The organism is Sinomonas sp. (genome assembly GCF_051955515.1).
Classification (GTDB): Bacteria; Actinomycetota; Actinomycetes; order Actinomycetales; family Micrococcaceae; genus Sinomonas.
This window is the reverse complement of record NZ_JBQCGQ010000217.1, coordinates 1-14,002: the sequence shown is the minus strand read 5'-3', so window position 1 is coordinate 14,002 and position 14,002 is coordinate 1. Positions and strand designations below refer to the sequence as shown.

The following is a 14,002-nucleotide window of genomic DNA, read 5'->3' as shown; positions in this document are numbered from 1 at the left end:
GACCGTCGCTCCGGGCGCCACGTGGTGGGTGACGTCATCCCACGAGAGCGGGTAGTCCTCGGCGAGGAGGGAGACCATATGCTCCGCGCGGGTGAGGCGCGCGTCCTTGGACTTCGTGATCTCCTCGAGGAGGCCGGGGTGCGTCGGGTCCTGCAGGTAGCTGAGCACATGCACGCTGATCCCCTCCGACGTCCGGCAGGAGACCTCCATCCCGGGGACAAGGACCACGCCGAGCGCGCGGGCCGCCTGCATCGCCTCGGCCCATCCACCGGTCGAATCGTGGTCTGTGATGGCCACGGCGTCGAGTCCGGCTGCGTGCGCAGCAGCGACGAGTCCGGCCGGGGCATCGGTGCCGTCCGAGACGCTCGAATGAGCATGCAAATCGATCCTCACCCGACAACGATAGCGGCCCCGTGGGTGCAGAATGGCAGGGTGATTGCTTCAGAACCCCTGCAGCCCGCTCAGCCGATGGAGGACCGTGTGAACAACCGATCGCAGCGGCCCACGTCGGACGCCTTCAAGACGTTCATGGCGTCCCAATGGGCCCCGGCCGATCAGACCCTTCCCCAGGAGGACCCGGTGGCGGCCTTTGCAGCCCGCCGCCGGCGCGCCATCTCGGATCGTTTCCCGGGCGAGCGGCTCGTCATCCCGGCCGGCCCGCCGAAGGTTCGCTCCAACGACACGGACTACCGCTTCCGCCCACACTCTGCCTTCGCGCACCTCACGGGCCTTGGAACGGACCACGAGCCCGACGCCGTGCTCGTGCTGGAACCCGTCGAGGAGGGGATGGGCGACGACGGCGGTCACCACAGCGCGACGCTCTACTTCCGCCCGCTCGCCGGGCGCGATACCGAGCAGTTCTACGCGAATGCGCGTTCCGGCGAGTTCTGGGTGGGCCCGCGTCCCACCCTCGCGGAGCTCAAGGCACGGCTCGGGATCGAGACGGCACACCTCGACGAACTCGAGGTCGCCCTGACGAAGGGCGTCGGCGCCCGAGAGATCGGCGGGATCTCGGTCCGTCTGGTCCGGAAGGTCGACGAGAACCTCGATGCGCTCATCGACACTGCCCGCTACAACACGGCGCAGGACCCGGAAAGCCTCGACCTGAGCGAGCTCGACGAGCTCGACGACCAGCTCAAGGAGGCCCTCTCCGAGCTGCGCCTCACGAAGGACGAGTGGGAGGTGGAGCAGCTGAAGGCGGCCGTCGCGGCCACCGCGGAGGGCTTCGAGGAGATCATTCGCGCGCTCCCACGGGCCATTGGCCACCGGCGGGGCGAGCGCGTCGTCGAGGCGGCGTTCTTCGCGAAGGCCCGCGAGGAAGGCAACGACCTCGGCTACGAGACGATCGCGGCCGCCGGCAACCACGCCACCATCCTCCACTGGATCACCAACAGCGGGGCCGTCGAAGACGGTGAACTCCTGCTCGTCGACGCCGGGGTCGAGGCCGAGTCCCTGTATACGGCCGACGTGACCCGGACCGTGCCCGTGAATGGACGGTTCACCGAGGTCCAGCGGAAGGTCTACCAAGCTGTCCTGGACGCGGCCGACGCCGCCTTCGCCGCCGCCCGCCCGGGCGTCAAGTTCCGCGAGGTGCACGCCGCCGCGATGAAGGTCCTCGCCGCGCGGCTCGAGGAATGGGGGCTCCTCCCCGTCAGCGCAGAGGAAGCGCTCTCACCCGAGGGCCAGCAGCACCGGCGCTGGATGCCGCACGGGACCAGCCACCATCTGGGGCTCGATGTCCATGACTGTGCCCAGGCCCGCGCAGAACTGTACCTGGACGGCGAGCTCACCCCCGGCATGGTCTTCACCATCGAGCCCGGGCTCTACTTCAAGGCGGAAGACCTCGCGGTCCCGGAGGAGTACCGCGGTATCGGCGTGCGCATCGAGGACGACATCCTCATGACCGACGACGGCCCCGTGAGCCTGAGCGCCGCACTCCCCCGCAAGCCGGACGAGGTCGAGGCGTGGATGGCCGCGCTGCTCAAGGGCTGACCGCCTCTGGCAAACACTCCCGCGGGACTCAGCGCTCGCCGCGCGAGGCGGCGTCGCCGTCGTCGTTCTGGTTGGCGCCACCCTCGTGTGCCTGCTCAGCCTCCTCACCGTGCGGCTGCACGGGATACTCGGGCTGCTGTGGGCGATCCTGGTCGATGCGGACGCCGTACTGCGGGCGGCCGTCGGGCAGGTCCTGATAGCCGGACCCGGTGCGCGGCGGCTGCGACTGCTGCTCCTCGTCGCGCGGCTGCCCCGGCTCCTGGGCGGGGTGGTGGACGCCGTAGGGATCGGTCCAGCCGGAGGGGCGCTGGGGCTCATGCTGCTGCGGGTCGTGCCACTGCGGCTGGTTCTGACCCCAGCCCTGGGTGTCATGACCGGCCGGGCCCTGATGGGCCGACGGATCCTGCCACGGCTGCTGGCCGCCCCAGCCGGTCTGGCTCTGGCCCATCGGGAGCTGGTGCAGCAGCCGGCGGGCCTCAGCCGCGGCCTCGAACGCGACGACGACGTCGTAGCTCGTGGGCACGACCTGGCTCGTCGAGGTGAAGTCCCGCTTGCCGCGCTGCATCGCGTAGGTGACGATGCCGAACAGCATGAAGAACGCCGCGCCCATGAGCACCGAGGTGATGATCGAGAAGTAGCCCGCTCCCGAAGAGAAGAAGGAGAGGAGCACCCCGACGAAGAGGCCGAACCACATGCCGCTGAGGGCGCTGTTGAGCGCGACCCGCGGGTAGCTCAGACGGCCCGTGACCCGTTCGACGAGCTTGAGGTCGTTGCCGACGATGGCCACGAGCTCCACGGGAAACTGCTGGTCCGCGAGGTAGTCGACCGCCTTCTGGGCATCGAGGTAGGACGTGTACGATCCGATGACGTCTCCCTGGGGCAGGGACCTCGCCTGATCGATGGGGCGGGGTGACCCGAAGATGTTCGACATGCCTTTATTCTTACAAGAGAAGCGCCCCACGGCCTGTGTTTCCGCTCAGAGTGAGCACGGTCTTGCCTCTGGAGTAGCCTAGGGGCGTGAGCCCCATTCCCACCCGTGTGTTCGTTGCCAGGCTGCTGGGCCTCGACGTCTTCGACCCCCTCGGGGACCGGGTGGGCCGCCTCCGTGACGTCGTCGTGATCGCCCGCGGGCAGCGCGCACCGCAGGCCGTCGGCATCGTCGTCGAGGTCCCCGGGAAGCGACGGGTCTTCGTCCCCATGACCCGCGTCACGTCGATGGATCAGTTCCAGGTCATCACCACCGGGCTCGTCAATCTGCGCCGCTTCGAACAGCGTGGCGCGGAAATGCTCGTGCTCGGCGACCTCTTCGATCACCGCGTGACTCTCCTCGACGACGGGTCGCAGGGCACGGTGGAAGACGTCGCCGTGGACCAACAGCGCAACGGCGACTGGCTCGTCAGCAAGCTCTTCGTCCGGAAGGAGACTCCGGGCCGGGGGCTCCGGAGCCTGCGGCGGGGAGGAACGCTCCTTCTGGACTGGGACGAGGTGCGCCTCGACACGCGCGCTGGCACGCGAGCTGCGACGCACTTCCTGGCGAGCCACGAGGACCTGCGGCCGGCGGACTTCGCCGACGCCATCCAGGAGATGAGCGATCGGCGGCGGTTCGAAGTCGTGGCAGAACTCCAGGACGAGCGCTTGGCCGACGTCCTGCAGGAGCTGCCGGAGGACGATCAGGTCGAGATCCTCTCCTCGCTCGACAATGAGCGCGCGGCGGACGTCCTCGAGGAGATGGATCCCGATGACGCGGCTGACCTCCTCGCCGACCTTCCGGCAGACAAGGCCGAGGAGCTGCTCCAGCTCATGGAGCCCGAGGAGGCCGACGACGTCAGGCGGCTCCTGCAGTACGACGAGGGCACTGCGGGCTCGATCATGACGCCGGTCCCGGTCGTGCTGCCCCCCGAGGCGACCGTCGCGGACGCGCTGGCCCACGTGCGCCGCGAGGAGCTCAGCCCTGCCCTCGCGTCCGCCGTGTTCATCTGCCGCCCCCCGCTCGAGACCCCCACGGGCCGCTATCTGGGGACGGTCCACATCCAGCAGCTCCTGCGCAGCGCCCCGCCTGAACAGCTGGGGTCTATCGTGGACAAGGGCCTCGAGCCGGTCTCCGACCTCGCGCCCCTCAACGACGTGGCCCACGCCATGGCGCAGTACAACCTCAACTCGCTCGCCGTCGTCAACGCGGACGGCCGGCTGGTCGGGGCCGTCACGGTCGACGACCTCCTGGACCATCTCCTGCCCGATGACTGGCGCGCCCATGACGACGGCGCACCGCTGAAGAAGGTGGGAGGAAGCTTTGGCTGAGCCCCGCAAACTGCTCCCCGGCCTCGACACTCCCCTCGAGAGCCGAGCCCGCCTCTTCCCGGTCTTCACTCCGAACCCGGACGCCTTCGGCCGGTTCGCGGAGCGCTTCGCGCGCTACATGGGCACCCCGCAGTTCCTCGTCTACATGACGCTCTTCTGCGTCCTGTGGCTCGGTTGGAACACGTTCGCTCCTGAGCCGCTGCAGTTCGATCCAAAGGCGCTCAACTACACGCTCCTGACGCTCCTCCTCTCGCTCCAGGCCTCGTACGCTGCGCCACTGATCCTGCTCGCGCAGAATCGTCAGGACGACCGTGACCGCGTGCAGATCGAACAGGACCGCTCGCGCAACGAACGCAACCTCGCGGACACCGAGTACCTCACGCGGGAGCTGGCCTCGCTCCGGCTCGCGATGCGGGAGGTGGCGACGCGCGACTTCGTGCGCTCCGAGCTCCGCGCGGAGCTGCGGGCGATCATCGAGGAACTGACCGAGCGTGACTCCGTGTCCGATGCCCCGCAGCGTCGGCGCAAGGACAAGAAGGAACGCGGCAACCGCGTCGAAGCCGGGGAGACCGGAGCGCTCGAGACCGCGGACGCCAAGCCGGCGAGAGCCGAGAGGACCGAGCAGAAGTGACGCTCCCCGACGAAGCGGCCGTGCGCGCTGCGCTCTCGACCGTGATCGATCCCGAGCTGCGGCGCCCCATCGACGAGCTGGGCATGCTCGCCGGCGTCGAGGTCGACGGCGGCACCGTCACCGCGCGCGTCCTGCTCACCATTTCCGGCTGTCCCCTCCGCGGCACGATCGATGCCGATGTCCGCCGCGCACTGCGCGACGTGCCCGGGGTCCGGGAGGTCGTCGTCGATCTGGACGTCATGACCCCTGAGCAGCGCCAGGCCCTCAGGGACCGGCTCCGTCCCGAGCGCGGCATTCCGTTCAGCCGCCCCGAATCCCTGACCAAGGTCTACGCCGTGGCGAGCGGGAAGGGCGGAGTCGGGAAGTCCTCCGTCACCGTCAACCTGGCCTGCGAGCTCGCCGCGCAGGGGCTGCGGGTCGGCATCGTCGACGCGGACGTGCATGGATTCTCAGTGCCAGCCCTGTTGGGGATCATGCAGGCCCCCACGCAGGTGGACGACATGATCCTGCCGCCCGTCGCGCACGGGGTGAAGGTCATCTCGATCGGCATGTTCGTCACAGGCAACCAGCCTGTCGCGTGGCGGGGGCCCATGCTGCACCGCGCCCTCGAGCAGTTCCTCACCGACGTCTACTTCGGCGACCTCGACGTGCTGTTCCTCGACCTGCCGCCCGGCACGGGTGATATTGCGATCTCGGTGTCCCAGCTCCTGCCGAACGCGCAGCTGCTGATCGTGACGACTCCTCAGGCGGCGGCCGCCGACGTGGCCGAGCGCGCAGGATCGGTGTCCTCGCAGACCGGGCAGAGCGTGGCCGGAGTCGTGGAGAACATGTCCGGGATGACGCTCCCGGACGGGACCGTTCTCGAGGTCTTCGGCAGTGGTGGAGGACAGCGCGTCGCCGAACGGCTGTCCGAGACTCTCGGCTCGTCGGTCCCGCTGCTCGGTCAGGTCCCACTCGACGTGGGCCTCCGCGAAGGGGGCGACGCCGGAGTCCCCATCGTGCTGCGGGACCCGCGATCGCCGTCGGCGGTCGCGCTCAAGGCCGTTGCCGCCCAACTCGCCTCGGCACCGCGGGGCCTCGCAGGGCGGAGCCTCGGCGTCTCGCCCCGCTAGCGGGAAGACTAGGTTGCGTCGGAGTCGAAGGGCGCTGTCTGGCCCGGCGCGAGCCGCTCGACCACTCGCGTGGCGGGAGCACCCGAGGGGACGCCTGGGGCGACTCCGCCCGGCGCCTCTGCTGGCGCTGCTGCATCTGCCTCCGCAGCCGCAGTCTGGGCTGCTGCGGCTGCCTGCGTCCCTGGCTCCTCTTCGAGCAGCGCGTCACGAATGATCTTCCGTGGGTCGTACTGCCGCGGATCGTACTTGCGCCAGTCGACCTCGTTGAGGTCGACGCCGGTCTCCTCCTTGAGCTGCTCGCGAGCACCAGACGCCATGCGGCGGATTTCCCGGACGATGTTGGTCAGCTTCTGCGTGTATTCGGGCAGACGCTTGGGGCCGATCACCAGGACAGCGATGACCAGCAGGATGAAGAGCTCATTCATTCCGGGCACGATCGAAGATTACCTTCCTCCTGCATGCACGGACGATTCGATCCCCTTCGGGGCGCCGTGACTAGGGACGGCCAGCAGCGTTGAGCACCAGATGGAGGCCGCGGGCCAGGCGGTCAACAGGACTTTCGGAGGCGTTGGGCGCCGGAGCGGGGGCGGTCGACGGCGGGCCCATGAGCTCGGCCGTCTCGGCCATGGGGAAGTCCGAGGCGAGGACCGTGGTCCGCGGCGGCGTTCCGCCGGTGCCCGACGGGCGTTGCTCCATGAGCGAGATCCGGTGCGCTCCGTCGCCTAGGCGCAGCACGAGCGTGGGCACGCCGTTGAGAATGTAGCCCTCGGCGGACTCGACGTGGAGCCCGCCTCGCTCGAGTTCGGGACAGTTCCACCCGGCAGCGGACAGGGCATGCAGGTCGTCGGCGGTGAGCGTGCGCCCCACGCCGTTGATCCCGATGGCGCTCGGCCAACCTGCCGTCGGCGATACCGATGCCGGGTCTCCGGCCACGGCGTAGGCCGTCACGGCGAGGGCGGCGAGAGCCGTCGCGGCGCCCGCAACCGCCACCCCCGCGGTCCGGAGAAAGCGGCCCCGCGGTTCGGCTGCCTCGGCCAGTTCGGCCTCGAGGGCCAACTGGCGGGTCTGCTCCATGAGGCGCTGCGTCAGGGACGGGCTTGCGCTCGGCACAGGGGCCCCCCTCAGCGCGGCGAGATACCGTCTCTCAGTCTCCAGCGCACCCCTGCACTCTGGACAGACGCTGAGGTGCGCGGGATCGCCGGGGTGCTCCCCCACGCCCCCGAACGCGCCTCCTGGCCGTCGTGAGCCCATGCTCCGCCTCAGCGCAAGCCCGCGACGCGGGGAAGGGACAGGCGTGGCTTCCCCGCACCCCGGCGGGGATCACGATGCGCGAGCTTCTCGCGCAGCAGCGTGCGGCCGCGGTGGATGCGGGAGCGGACGGTGCCGAGCTTGACGCCGAGCGCGGCGGCTACCTCGTCGTAGGAGAGGCCTTCGAGGTCGCAGAGGACGACGGCGGCACGGAAGTCCGGCGGGAGCTCCTCCAGAGCGGCTTGGACGTCGAGGTCAAGGTTGTTCATCTCGTAGCTGCGCTCGGGGCCCGGCTCCCGGCCGGGAATGCGCGCCTCCGCGTCGTCCGCAAGGGCGTCGAAGCGGATGCGGTTCTTGCGCCGCGCCTGATCGAGGAAGAGATTCGTGGTGATGCGGTGCAGCCAGCCATCGAGCGTGCCCGGCTTGAAGTTCTCGAGCGAGCGGAACACGCGGACGAAGACCTCCTGCGTGAGGTCTTCTGCGTCGTGCTGGTTTCCGGTCAGGCGATACGCAAGTCGATACACCTTCGCGGAATGCTGGGAGACGACGTCTTCCCACGTTGGAGGAACCCAGTCTGCGGGGGCCGGCTCGGAGGGTGTCTGGGGGTTCGCAGCACGTTGCGTCAGCACGTCCACACACCTCACCTTCACTGCATCGGCGGCCGCACCTGTGCTGTGGAACTCTGATCCACGACGCAGCCGCTGCGGACCATCAGTCTGACAGGCCTTTCTGGGCGTTCGCTGATCATTCAGCCAAGAGCGTAGCGCTTCGCGTACCCTCCGAGGCGATAGGCTTGAGCCATCCCCGAACCGAAAGCGTTTCTCCATGACCGACAAGTCCGCAAGCTGGTCCTACGCCGAGGGGCTTGCCGCTGAGGACACCGTCGTGGCCCGCGCGCGCGAGCGCTCCCTCGAGCTGGGCGTGGCTCCCGTATCCCCCGGCGTCGGCGCCGTCCTGACAGTACTCGCCTCGACATCGAAGGCACAGTCCGTCGTCGAGGTCGGAACCGGCGCTGGCGTCTCCGGGGTGTGCCTCCTGCGCGGGCTTCCCGGCCGCTCCACGTTCACGACCATCGACACGGACGTCGAGCACCTCAAAGCTGCCCGCCAGGCCTTCACGGAGGCCGGAGTCCCCTCCAACCGCGTCCGCGCCATCCCTGGCCGGGCCCACGCGGTGCTGCCACGGCTGAACGACTCCGCCTACGACCTCGTCTTCATCGATGCGGACAAGGCCGGAACCCTTGTCTACGCCGACGAGGCGGTTCGCCTCCTGCGGCCCGGCGGCCTGCTGGTCATCAACGACGCCCTCGACCATGACGGGGTGACGAATCCCGTCCACCGCGAGCCGGCCGCGGTCCGCCTGCGGGCGCTGCACCGCAGGATGCTCGAGGACGAGAGGCTTGCCACCGCCCTCGTGCCGACGGGCGAGGGTCTCCTTCTCTCCTCGAGGCGCTGAAAGGCCGGTACCCTGTGCGGGCACCGGCCTTGCGTTCAGGCTGGATGGGTGACTTCAGGTCACTCGGTCACGCCGACGAGGCACTCCTTGAGCTGAGCAGCCTCCTCCGCATTGAGCTCGACCACGAGGCGCCCGCCACCTTCGAGGGGAACCCGCATGATGAGGCTGCGGCCCTCCTTGGTGACCTCCATCGGGCCGTCGCCGGTACGCGGTTTCATGGCTGCCATCTAAACTTCCCCTCCAGTAGTGTGCCCGCACGAATCTGCGGGCTGTCGGACGCACCGCCGGTCACCAGAGTGATTCGGGGCCTCGCCACCTTGTACTTGACCTTTACATTATCAGTCGGCATACCGAGGGGTAGCCAAGCACGCCGGTCACGGCGGCCAGTCGCCGCCGCCCGGCAGCTCTGACCAGTCCCACAGCCAGACGACCCACACGATCTGCAGCAGGACGAACATGATGAGCACGGTTCCGCGGTAGGCGCGGGAGCGCGAGAGCGTGGCACCGGCGAGCGCCAGCGGAAAGAACGGCAGCATCATGCGGAAGGTGCTGGACTGCGGGTAAAGGAACGCCAGGAGGTACAGGGCGTAGGCGGCGCACCAGAGCCTCAGCTCGACTCCGATGAGCTTCACCCGAGCGCTCGTGAGGTAGAGGACGACGACGGCCACGAGCGCGAAGGGGGCGAGCACCCCGAGCACGGGTCCGAAGAGGAAGCGCCCGGTGTCGAACCAGGGCATGAACGGCACTAGGTCGCTGCCCCGCCAGACGGCCTCGGTGTCCGTGTACGCGGTCATGACTCCCGTGGCGGCCCACGCAATCGCCGGCCACGCGAGGGCGGACAGGGCCGAGGCGACCGTGAGCACACCCAGACGGACCAGCAGTAACTCTCCGGCGCCGGAAGACTGCCGCCGCCAGGGGGCCCACCGAACGAGGAACAGCACCGCGAGCGCCGCGGCGAGCGGGACGCCGACGGGGCGGGTCAGGCAGGCGAGGGCGACGACGGGAATCGCTGCCAGAAATCGTCTCTCGACGATCCAGAGGAGGGCCCACGCAAGGAAAGCAGTCCCGAGGGACTCGGCGTACGGAACCTGCAGGATCGCCGAGACGGGGAAGAACGCGAAGAACGCGACTGCCCACAGCGCGTCGCCGTGCCCGGAGAAGTGCCTGAAGAGCTTGAAGATGAGCAGGGCAGCCGCGAAGCCGGAGGCGAGAGCCACCAGCTGGGCAACGATCTGCCACGGCACCGTGGTGGTCGCCGATAGCGCCCGGACCAGATAGGGGAACACCGGATAGAAGGCCCAGGCGTTCTCGGTGACCGTGCCGGACGACGATCTCGGCAGAACGCTCGGATACCCGTTCTGGACGATCCGCCCGTACCACTCCGAATCCCAGATCTGCAGGAAATGGAAGTAGTCCGGCTGCGGGGGGAACCAGGGGTTGGTGCCCTGCTGGAGGGCGGCCGCAGCGAAGACCGCGAACGAGACGACGCGCGAGGCTGCGAAGACCAAGACCACCTGCGCCCACCAGGCGCGGCGCCCGAACCAGAAGCCAGCCCTCCGCGCGCCCGCCGCCAGCGCCGCATGCACCCCTCTGGAAGCACCGGTGGACGACGCCGCACCGCGGCGCGCTTCGAGGCCCTTGCTCATTCCGAGGCCTCGACCTCGGGTCGATCGAGGTCCTTGAGGTTCGCGATCTCCCGGTCCTGATCGGCGATCCGATTCCGCAGCCGTTCAAGCACCTCATCGACCTGATCCATGCGGTAGCCGCGGAAGGCCAGGGAGAAGCGCACCCTGTCGACGTCGTCCGCCGTCGGGCGTTCGGGGAGCACGACGGGAGGAAGCCCGGACGCGGGCTCCTCGAGGCCGCCGTCGAGCTCTGCGGGAAGCGGACGGCCGCGCGCCACGGCCACGCCGAGCCACACGAGCGCCCCGGCGATGACGATGGCGAGGAAGACGAGGAAGAGGCTCACTCGCCGTCAGCCTTCTCAGGCGACCACACGTCTTCCTCCTCTTCCTCCGCGGAGCCGAACATCCCTCCGCGCCGTTCCTGGGTCTCGCCGCGCAGGCCGGCCAAGGCGAGGTCCACCGCGTCCTCGGCGGTGTCGGTGATCTGGATGAGCTCAAGGTCCTCAGGCGAGATCATTCCCTCGTTGAGGAGCGTTTCCTTGAGCCAGTCGACCAGCGGCCCCCAGAATTTGGAACCCACCAGGACGATGGGGAAGGACGTGACCTTTCCCGTCTGGACGAGGACCATGGCTTCGAAGAGCTCGTCGAGCGTGCCCAAGCCCCCGGGGAGCACCACGAAGCCGTGCGCGTACTTCACGAACATCGTCTTGCGGGCGAAGAAGTACCGGAAGTTGACGCCGAGGTCCACCCACGGATTGAAGCCGGTCTCGAACGGAAGCTCAATCCCCAGCCCGACGGACGTTCCGGAGCCATCCACCGCCCCGCGGTTGGCGGCCTCCATGGAGCCCGGTCCCCCGCCCGTGATGACGGCAACGCCCTCGCGGGCGAGCAGGCGCCCGATCTGAACCCCGGTCTCGTAGTAGTCGCTCCCGGGAAGGGTGCGGGCCGATCCGAAGATGCTGATGGCCGGGCCGAGCTCCGCCAGGGCGCCGAAGCCTTCCACGAATTCGCTCTGAATTCTCATCACGCGCCACGGATCCGTGTGGACGAATCGGCCCGCCCCGTGAGTGTCCAGAAGATGCTGGTCGGACGTGCCCTGAAGCGCTTGGCGCCGCCGCAGTTCGAGCGGGCCCTTGCGCCTCGAGGGGACGGATCGATCGTCGCGGCGCGGTGATTCCGTGGTCATGCCTCAAGGCTAACCGTCTCGCTTGAATCACGATTGGAGCAGCCCCGTTCCCGCTCGGCACCGTGAAGCGTTATCTCGGTTACATTGGCCCTATGACAACCGAAGCACCCTCGGCTCCCCTCGTCTCTGTCCAGAGCGTGAACAAGCACTATGGCCAGCTTCACGTTCTCAAGGACATCAATCTCGACGTCCGCAAAGGCGAGGTCGTCGTAGTGATCGGCCCGTCAGGGTCGGGCAAGTCGACCCTCTGCCGTGCGATCAACCGGCTCGAGACGATCGAATCCGGCTCCATCTATATCGACGGCAAAAAACTCCCCGAAGAAGGCAAGGAACTCGCCCGGCTGCGCGCCGACGTGGGGATGGTGTTCCAGTCCTTCAACCTCTTCGCGCACAAGACGATCCTCGAGAACGTCACCCTCGGCCCCATCAAGGTCAAGGGCGTGAACAAGGCGGCGGCGGAGAAAGAGGCGATGTCGCTCCTCCAGCGGGTCGGCGTCGAGCACCAAGCCCCCAAGCTCCCTGCCCAGCTGTCCGGCGGCCAGCAGCAGCGCGTAGCCATCGCCCGCGCCCTCGCGATGAAGCCCAAGGTCATGCTCTTCGACGAGCCGACCTCGGCCCTCGACCCCGAGATGATCAACGAAGTGCTGGATGTCATGGTCGAACTCGCGCGTGAAGGGATGACCATGATCGTGGTCACGCACGAGATGGGCTTCGCCCGGAAGGCCGCCGACCGGGTGGTCTTCATGGCGGACGGGCAGATCGTCGAGCAGGCGGCGCCCGAAGAGTTCTTCACCAACCCGCAGAGCAGCCGAGCCAAGGACTTCCTCTCCAAGCTGCTCACGCACTGACCACGCACCCACGGGCCTCCGGCCCACGAGAAAGGAATGCTGCAATGGCACTCTTCCGCACCAAGAAGGCCGTGCTCGCTGCCGCAACCGCTGCTCTCGCTCTTGCTCTGAGCGCGTGCGGCGGTTCGGGAGGATCAGGCGGTTCGGGTGGCGGCGCCGAGCCCTCGGCCTCGGCGCCCTACACGGTCGCCTCGAACGTCTCGCTCACCGGCAGCCCCACCTTCGACAAGATCAAGTCGAATGGCAAGGTCCGCATCGGCGTCAAGCAGGACCAGCCGGGCCTCGGCTTCATGGACGCCGCGACCGGGCAGTACAGCGGCTTCGACATCGAGATCGCGAAGTGGATCGCCGCGTCCCTGGGCTACGGCGCCGACAAGATCGAGTTCAAGCCGATCCCGTCCGCCAACCGTGAATCGGCGATCCAGAACGGCGACATCGACTACTCCGTCGGCACCTACTCCATCACCGACTCGCGCAAGAAGCAGGTCGATTTCGCCGGCCCGTACTTCATCACGGGTCAGGGCCTTCTGGTGAAGAAGAGCAACACGACGATCAACAGCGACAAGGACATCGCCGGCAAGACCGTGTGCTCGGCGACGGGTTCGACCCCGCTCCAGAACATTCAGAAGAACTACCCGCAGACCAAGGCGCAGTCCTTCGACACGTACTCGCAGTGTGTTGACGCCCTGAAGAACGGCCAGGTCGACGCGGTGACCACTGACCAGGCCATCCTCCTCGGCTACGCGGCGCAGGACCCCGACAACCTCAAGGTCGTGGGCCAGCCGTTCACCACCGAAAAGTACGGAGTCGGCCTCCCCAAGGGTGATACCGCTCTGCGGAAGTTCATCAACAACGTGTTCACCAACGGCAAGGACACCTGGCAGAAGATCTACGATTCGACGCTCGGCAAGTCTGGCACGAAGGTCGAGCAGCCCGCCGTCGACAACTACTGACAGGCGGACGGTGGGCGGGGCGCGCGGCGTCCCGCCCACCGTGCTGTTCTAGAAAGAGAAGGCTGATATGAGCACTCTCCTCAACAATCTGGACGTCTTCACGACCGGATTCCGCACGACGATCATCCTGTTCCTAGTCTCCGGGTTCTTCGCGCTGATCCTGGGCACGATCGTCGGGGCCATGCGCGTCTCGCCGATCCCGGCACTTCGCGCGTTCGGCACGCTGTACGTCAACATCGTCCGCAATACGCCGCTGACCCTCGTCCTGTTCTTCTTCGCGTTCGGCTACCCGAAGCTCGGACTCCCGGAGATCGACTTCACTGTCTCGGCCATCGTGGGGTTGAGCATTTACACGGCGAGCTACGTCGCCGAAGTCCTCCGCTCGGGTGTCAACACCGTCCCCGTGGGTCAAGCCGAGGCTGCGCGCGCCATCGGGCTGCCGTTCAGCCAGACCCTCAGGCTCATCGTTCTCCCGCAGGCGTTCCGATCGGTGCTGCCGCCCCTCTTCAGCGTGCTCATCGCGCTCCTGAAAAACACCACCGTGGCGGCAGGGTTCTCGGTGTATGAGGCCGGGGCGATCCGGGCCTATCTTGCGGAACGTGGCGAGCCGGCGCTCGTGGTGCTGCTCTGGGTCGCCTTCATCTTCGTGATCCT

Annotated in this window: 17 protein-coding genes; 8 read left to right on the top strand and 9 right to left on the bottom strand. The window is 68.0% G+C overall.

All coding sequences use genetic code 11. From position 1 onward, the window contains the following. On the bottom strand, positions 1–393 hold a 393-nt coding region (locus ACTHL9_RS12835; protein WP_440519594.1), incomplete at its 3' end, for a PHP domain-containing protein. A gap of 75 nt (positions 394–468) precedes the next feature. Here ACTHL9_RS12835 and ACTHL9_RS12830 point away from each other — a divergent pair. Next, positions 469–1,992: an aminopeptidase P family protein gene (locus tag ACTHL9_RS12830; protein WP_440519596.1), complete on the top strand. Its 1,524-nt coding sequence runs from the start codon at positions 469–471 to the stop codon at positions 1,990–1,992. Between the two features lie 28 nt (positions 1,993–2,020). Here the strand turns inward: ACTHL9_RS12830 and ACTHL9_RS12825 are convergent, their stop codons facing one another. Then, positions 2,021–2,923, bottom strand: a complete 903-nt coding sequence (locus tag ACTHL9_RS12825; protein WP_440519592.1) for a general stress protein — start codon at positions 2,921–2,923, stop codon at positions 2,021–2,023. An 86-nt stretch (positions 2,924–3,009) separates the two neighbouring features. Here ACTHL9_RS12825 and ACTHL9_RS12820 point away from each other — a divergent pair, with 86 nt between their 5' ends. Genes ACTHL9_RS12820 through ACTHL9_RS12810 form a run of 3 tightly spaced genes read left to right on the top strand, consistent with a single transcriptional unit; the run spans position 3,010 to position 6,033 of the window. Beyond that, positions 3,010–4,290, top strand: a complete 1,281-nt coding sequence (locus ACTHL9_RS12820) for a magnesium transporter MgtE N-terminal domain-containing protein (RefSeq protein WP_440519590.1) — start codon at positions 3,010–3,012, stop codon at positions 4,288–4,290. After that, positions 4,283–4,921 carry a DUF1003 domain-containing protein gene (locus tag ACTHL9_RS12815; protein ID WP_440519588.1) on the top strand — a complete coding sequence of 213 codons (639 nt, stop codon included), beginning with the start codon at positions 4,283–4,285 and terminating at the stop codon, positions 4,919–4,921. The genes ACTHL9_RS12820 and ACTHL9_RS12815 overlap by 8 nt, the downstream gene beginning before the upstream one ends. Then, complete coding sequence (locus ACTHL9_RS12810) at positions 4,918–6,033, top strand: Mrp/NBP35 family ATP-binding protein (RefSeq protein ID WP_440519587.1); 1,116 nt, start codon at positions 4,918–4,920, stop codon at positions 6,031–6,033. Before ACTHL9_RS12815 ends, ACTHL9_RS12810 begins: the two co-directional genes overlap by 4 nt. 8 nt (positions 6,034–6,041) lie before the next feature. Here ACTHL9_RS12810 and ACTHL9_RS12805 read toward each other — a convergent pair whose 3' ends face one another. The 3 genes from ACTHL9_RS12805 to sigE form a co-directional block, all read right to left on the bottom strand. Further along, on the bottom strand, positions 6,042–6,467 hold the full coding sequence (locus ACTHL9_RS12805) for a twin-arginine translocase TatA/TatE family subunit (RefSeq protein ID WP_440519585.1): 426 nt from the start codon (positions 6,465–6,467) through the stop codon (positions 6,042–6,044). 61 nt (positions 6,468–6,528) lie between these two features. Next, entirely contained in the window at positions 6,529–7,143 is a 615-nt protein-coding gene (locus ACTHL9_RS12800) for a hypothetical protein (RefSeq protein WP_440519583.1), read from the bottom strand. A 149-nt stretch (positions 7,144–7,292) separates the two neighbouring features. Then, positions 7,293–7,907 carry an RNA polymerase sigma factor SigE gene (sigE, locus tag ACTHL9_RS12795; protein ID WP_138414315.1) on the bottom strand — a complete coding sequence of 205 codons (615 nt, stop codon included), beginning with the start codon at positions 7,905–7,907 and terminating at the stop codon, positions 7,293–7,295. A 199-nt stretch (positions 7,908–8,106) separates the two neighbouring features. On the opposite strand from sigE, the gene ACTHL9_RS12790 reads away from it, so the two are divergent. Beyond that, the gene (locus ACTHL9_RS12790) at positions 8,107–8,736 is read left to right on the top strand and encodes an O-methyltransferase (RefSeq protein ID WP_440519582.1); all 630 of its coding nucleotides are present in this window, start codon (positions 8,107–8,109) and stop codon (positions 8,734–8,736) included. Positions 8,737–8,795: 59 nt separating this feature from the next. On the opposite strand, the gene ACTHL9_RS12785 is transcribed toward ACTHL9_RS12790, so the two are convergent. The 4 genes from ACTHL9_RS12785 to ACTHL9_RS12770 all read right to left on the bottom strand — a co-directional run bounded on the left by ACTHL9_RS12785 (position 8,796) and on the right by ACTHL9_RS12770 (position 11,547). Further along, positions 8,796–8,963 carry a DUF3117 domain-containing protein gene (locus ACTHL9_RS12785; protein WP_138414063.1) on the bottom strand — a complete coding sequence of 56 codons (168 nt, stop codon included), beginning with the start codon at positions 8,961–8,963 and terminating at the stop codon, positions 8,796–8,798. Between the two features lie 147 nt (positions 8,964–9,110). Next, entirely contained in the window at positions 9,111–10,382 is a 1,272-nt protein-coding gene (locus ACTHL9_RS12780) for a hypothetical protein (RefSeq protein ID WP_440519580.1), read from the bottom strand. Continuing rightward, a complete protein-coding gene (locus ACTHL9_RS12775; protein WP_440519578.1) occupies positions 10,379–10,705 on the bottom strand; it encodes a DivIVA domain-containing protein in 327 nt (108 codons plus the stop codon). The genes ACTHL9_RS12780 and ACTHL9_RS12775 overlap by 4 nt, the downstream gene beginning before the upstream one ends. Further along, a complete protein-coding gene (locus tag ACTHL9_RS12770) occupies positions 10,702–11,547 on the bottom strand; it encodes a TIGR00730 family Rossman fold protein (RefSeq protein ID WP_440519576.1) in 846 nt (281 codons plus the stop codon). Before ACTHL9_RS12770 ends, ACTHL9_RS12775 begins: the two co-directional genes overlap by 4 nt. A 92-nt stretch (positions 11,548–11,639) precedes the next feature. Between ACTHL9_RS12770 and ACTHL9_RS12765 the strand changes: the two genes are divergently transcribed. The 3 genes from ACTHL9_RS12765 to ACTHL9_RS12755 form a co-directional block, all read left to right on the top strand. Beyond that, on the top strand, positions 11,640–12,395 hold the full coding sequence (locus ACTHL9_RS12765) for an amino acid ABC transporter ATP-binding protein (RefSeq protein ID WP_440519574.1): 756 nt from the start codon (positions 11,640–11,642) through the stop codon (positions 12,393–12,395). Between the two features lie 44 nt (positions 12,396–12,439). Beyond that, positions 12,440–13,348 carry a glutamate ABC transporter substrate-binding protein gene (locus tag ACTHL9_RS12760; RefSeq protein ID WP_440519572.1) on the top strand — a complete coding sequence of 303 codons (909 nt, stop codon included), beginning with the start codon at positions 12,440–12,442 and terminating at the stop codon, positions 13,346–13,348. Between the two features lie 67 nt (positions 13,349–13,415). After that, positions 13,416–14,002, top strand: a 587-nt coding sequence (locus tag ACTHL9_RS12755) for an amino acid ABC transporter permease (RefSeq protein ID WP_440519570.1), incomplete at its 3' end; no start/stop codon positions are given.

What these genes read in the sequence shown, in the direction of transcription:
- ACTHL9_RS12780 (WP_440519580.1), bottom strand. Translation starts at nt 10,382, where the DNA reads ATGAGCAAGGGCCTCGAAGCGCGCCGCGGTGCGGCGTCGTCCACCGGT.
- ACTHL9_RS12830 (WP_440519596.1), top strand. Translation starts at nt 469, where the DNA reads ATGGAGGACCGTGTGAACAACCGATCGCAGCGGCCCACGTCGGACGCC.
- ACTHL9_RS12765 (WP_440519574.1), top strand. Translation starts at nt 11,640, where the DNA reads ATGACAACCGAAGCACCCTCGGCTCCCCTCGTCTCTGTCCAGAGCGTG.
- ACTHL9_RS12770 (WP_440519576.1), bottom strand. Translation starts at nt 11,547, where the DNA reads ATGACCACGGAATCACCGCGCCGCGACGATCGATCCGTCCCCTCGAGG.
- ACTHL9_RS12760 (WP_440519572.1), top strand. Translation starts at nt 12,440, where the DNA reads ATGGCACTCTTCCGCACCAAGAAGGCCGTGCTCGCTGCCGCAACCGCT.
- ACTHL9_RS12785 (WP_138414063.1), bottom strand. Translation starts at nt 8,963, where the DNA reads ATGGCAGCCATGAAACCGCGTACCGGCGACGGCCCGATGGAGGTCACC.
- ACTHL9_RS12790 (WP_440519582.1), top strand. Translation starts at nt 8,107, where the DNA reads ATGACCGACAAGTCCGCAAGCTGGTCCTACGCCGAGGGGCTTGCCGCT.
- ACTHL9_RS12825 (WP_440519592.1), bottom strand. Translation starts at nt 2,923, where the DNA reads ATGTCGAACATCTTCGGGTCACCCCGCCCCATCGATCAGGCGAGGTCC.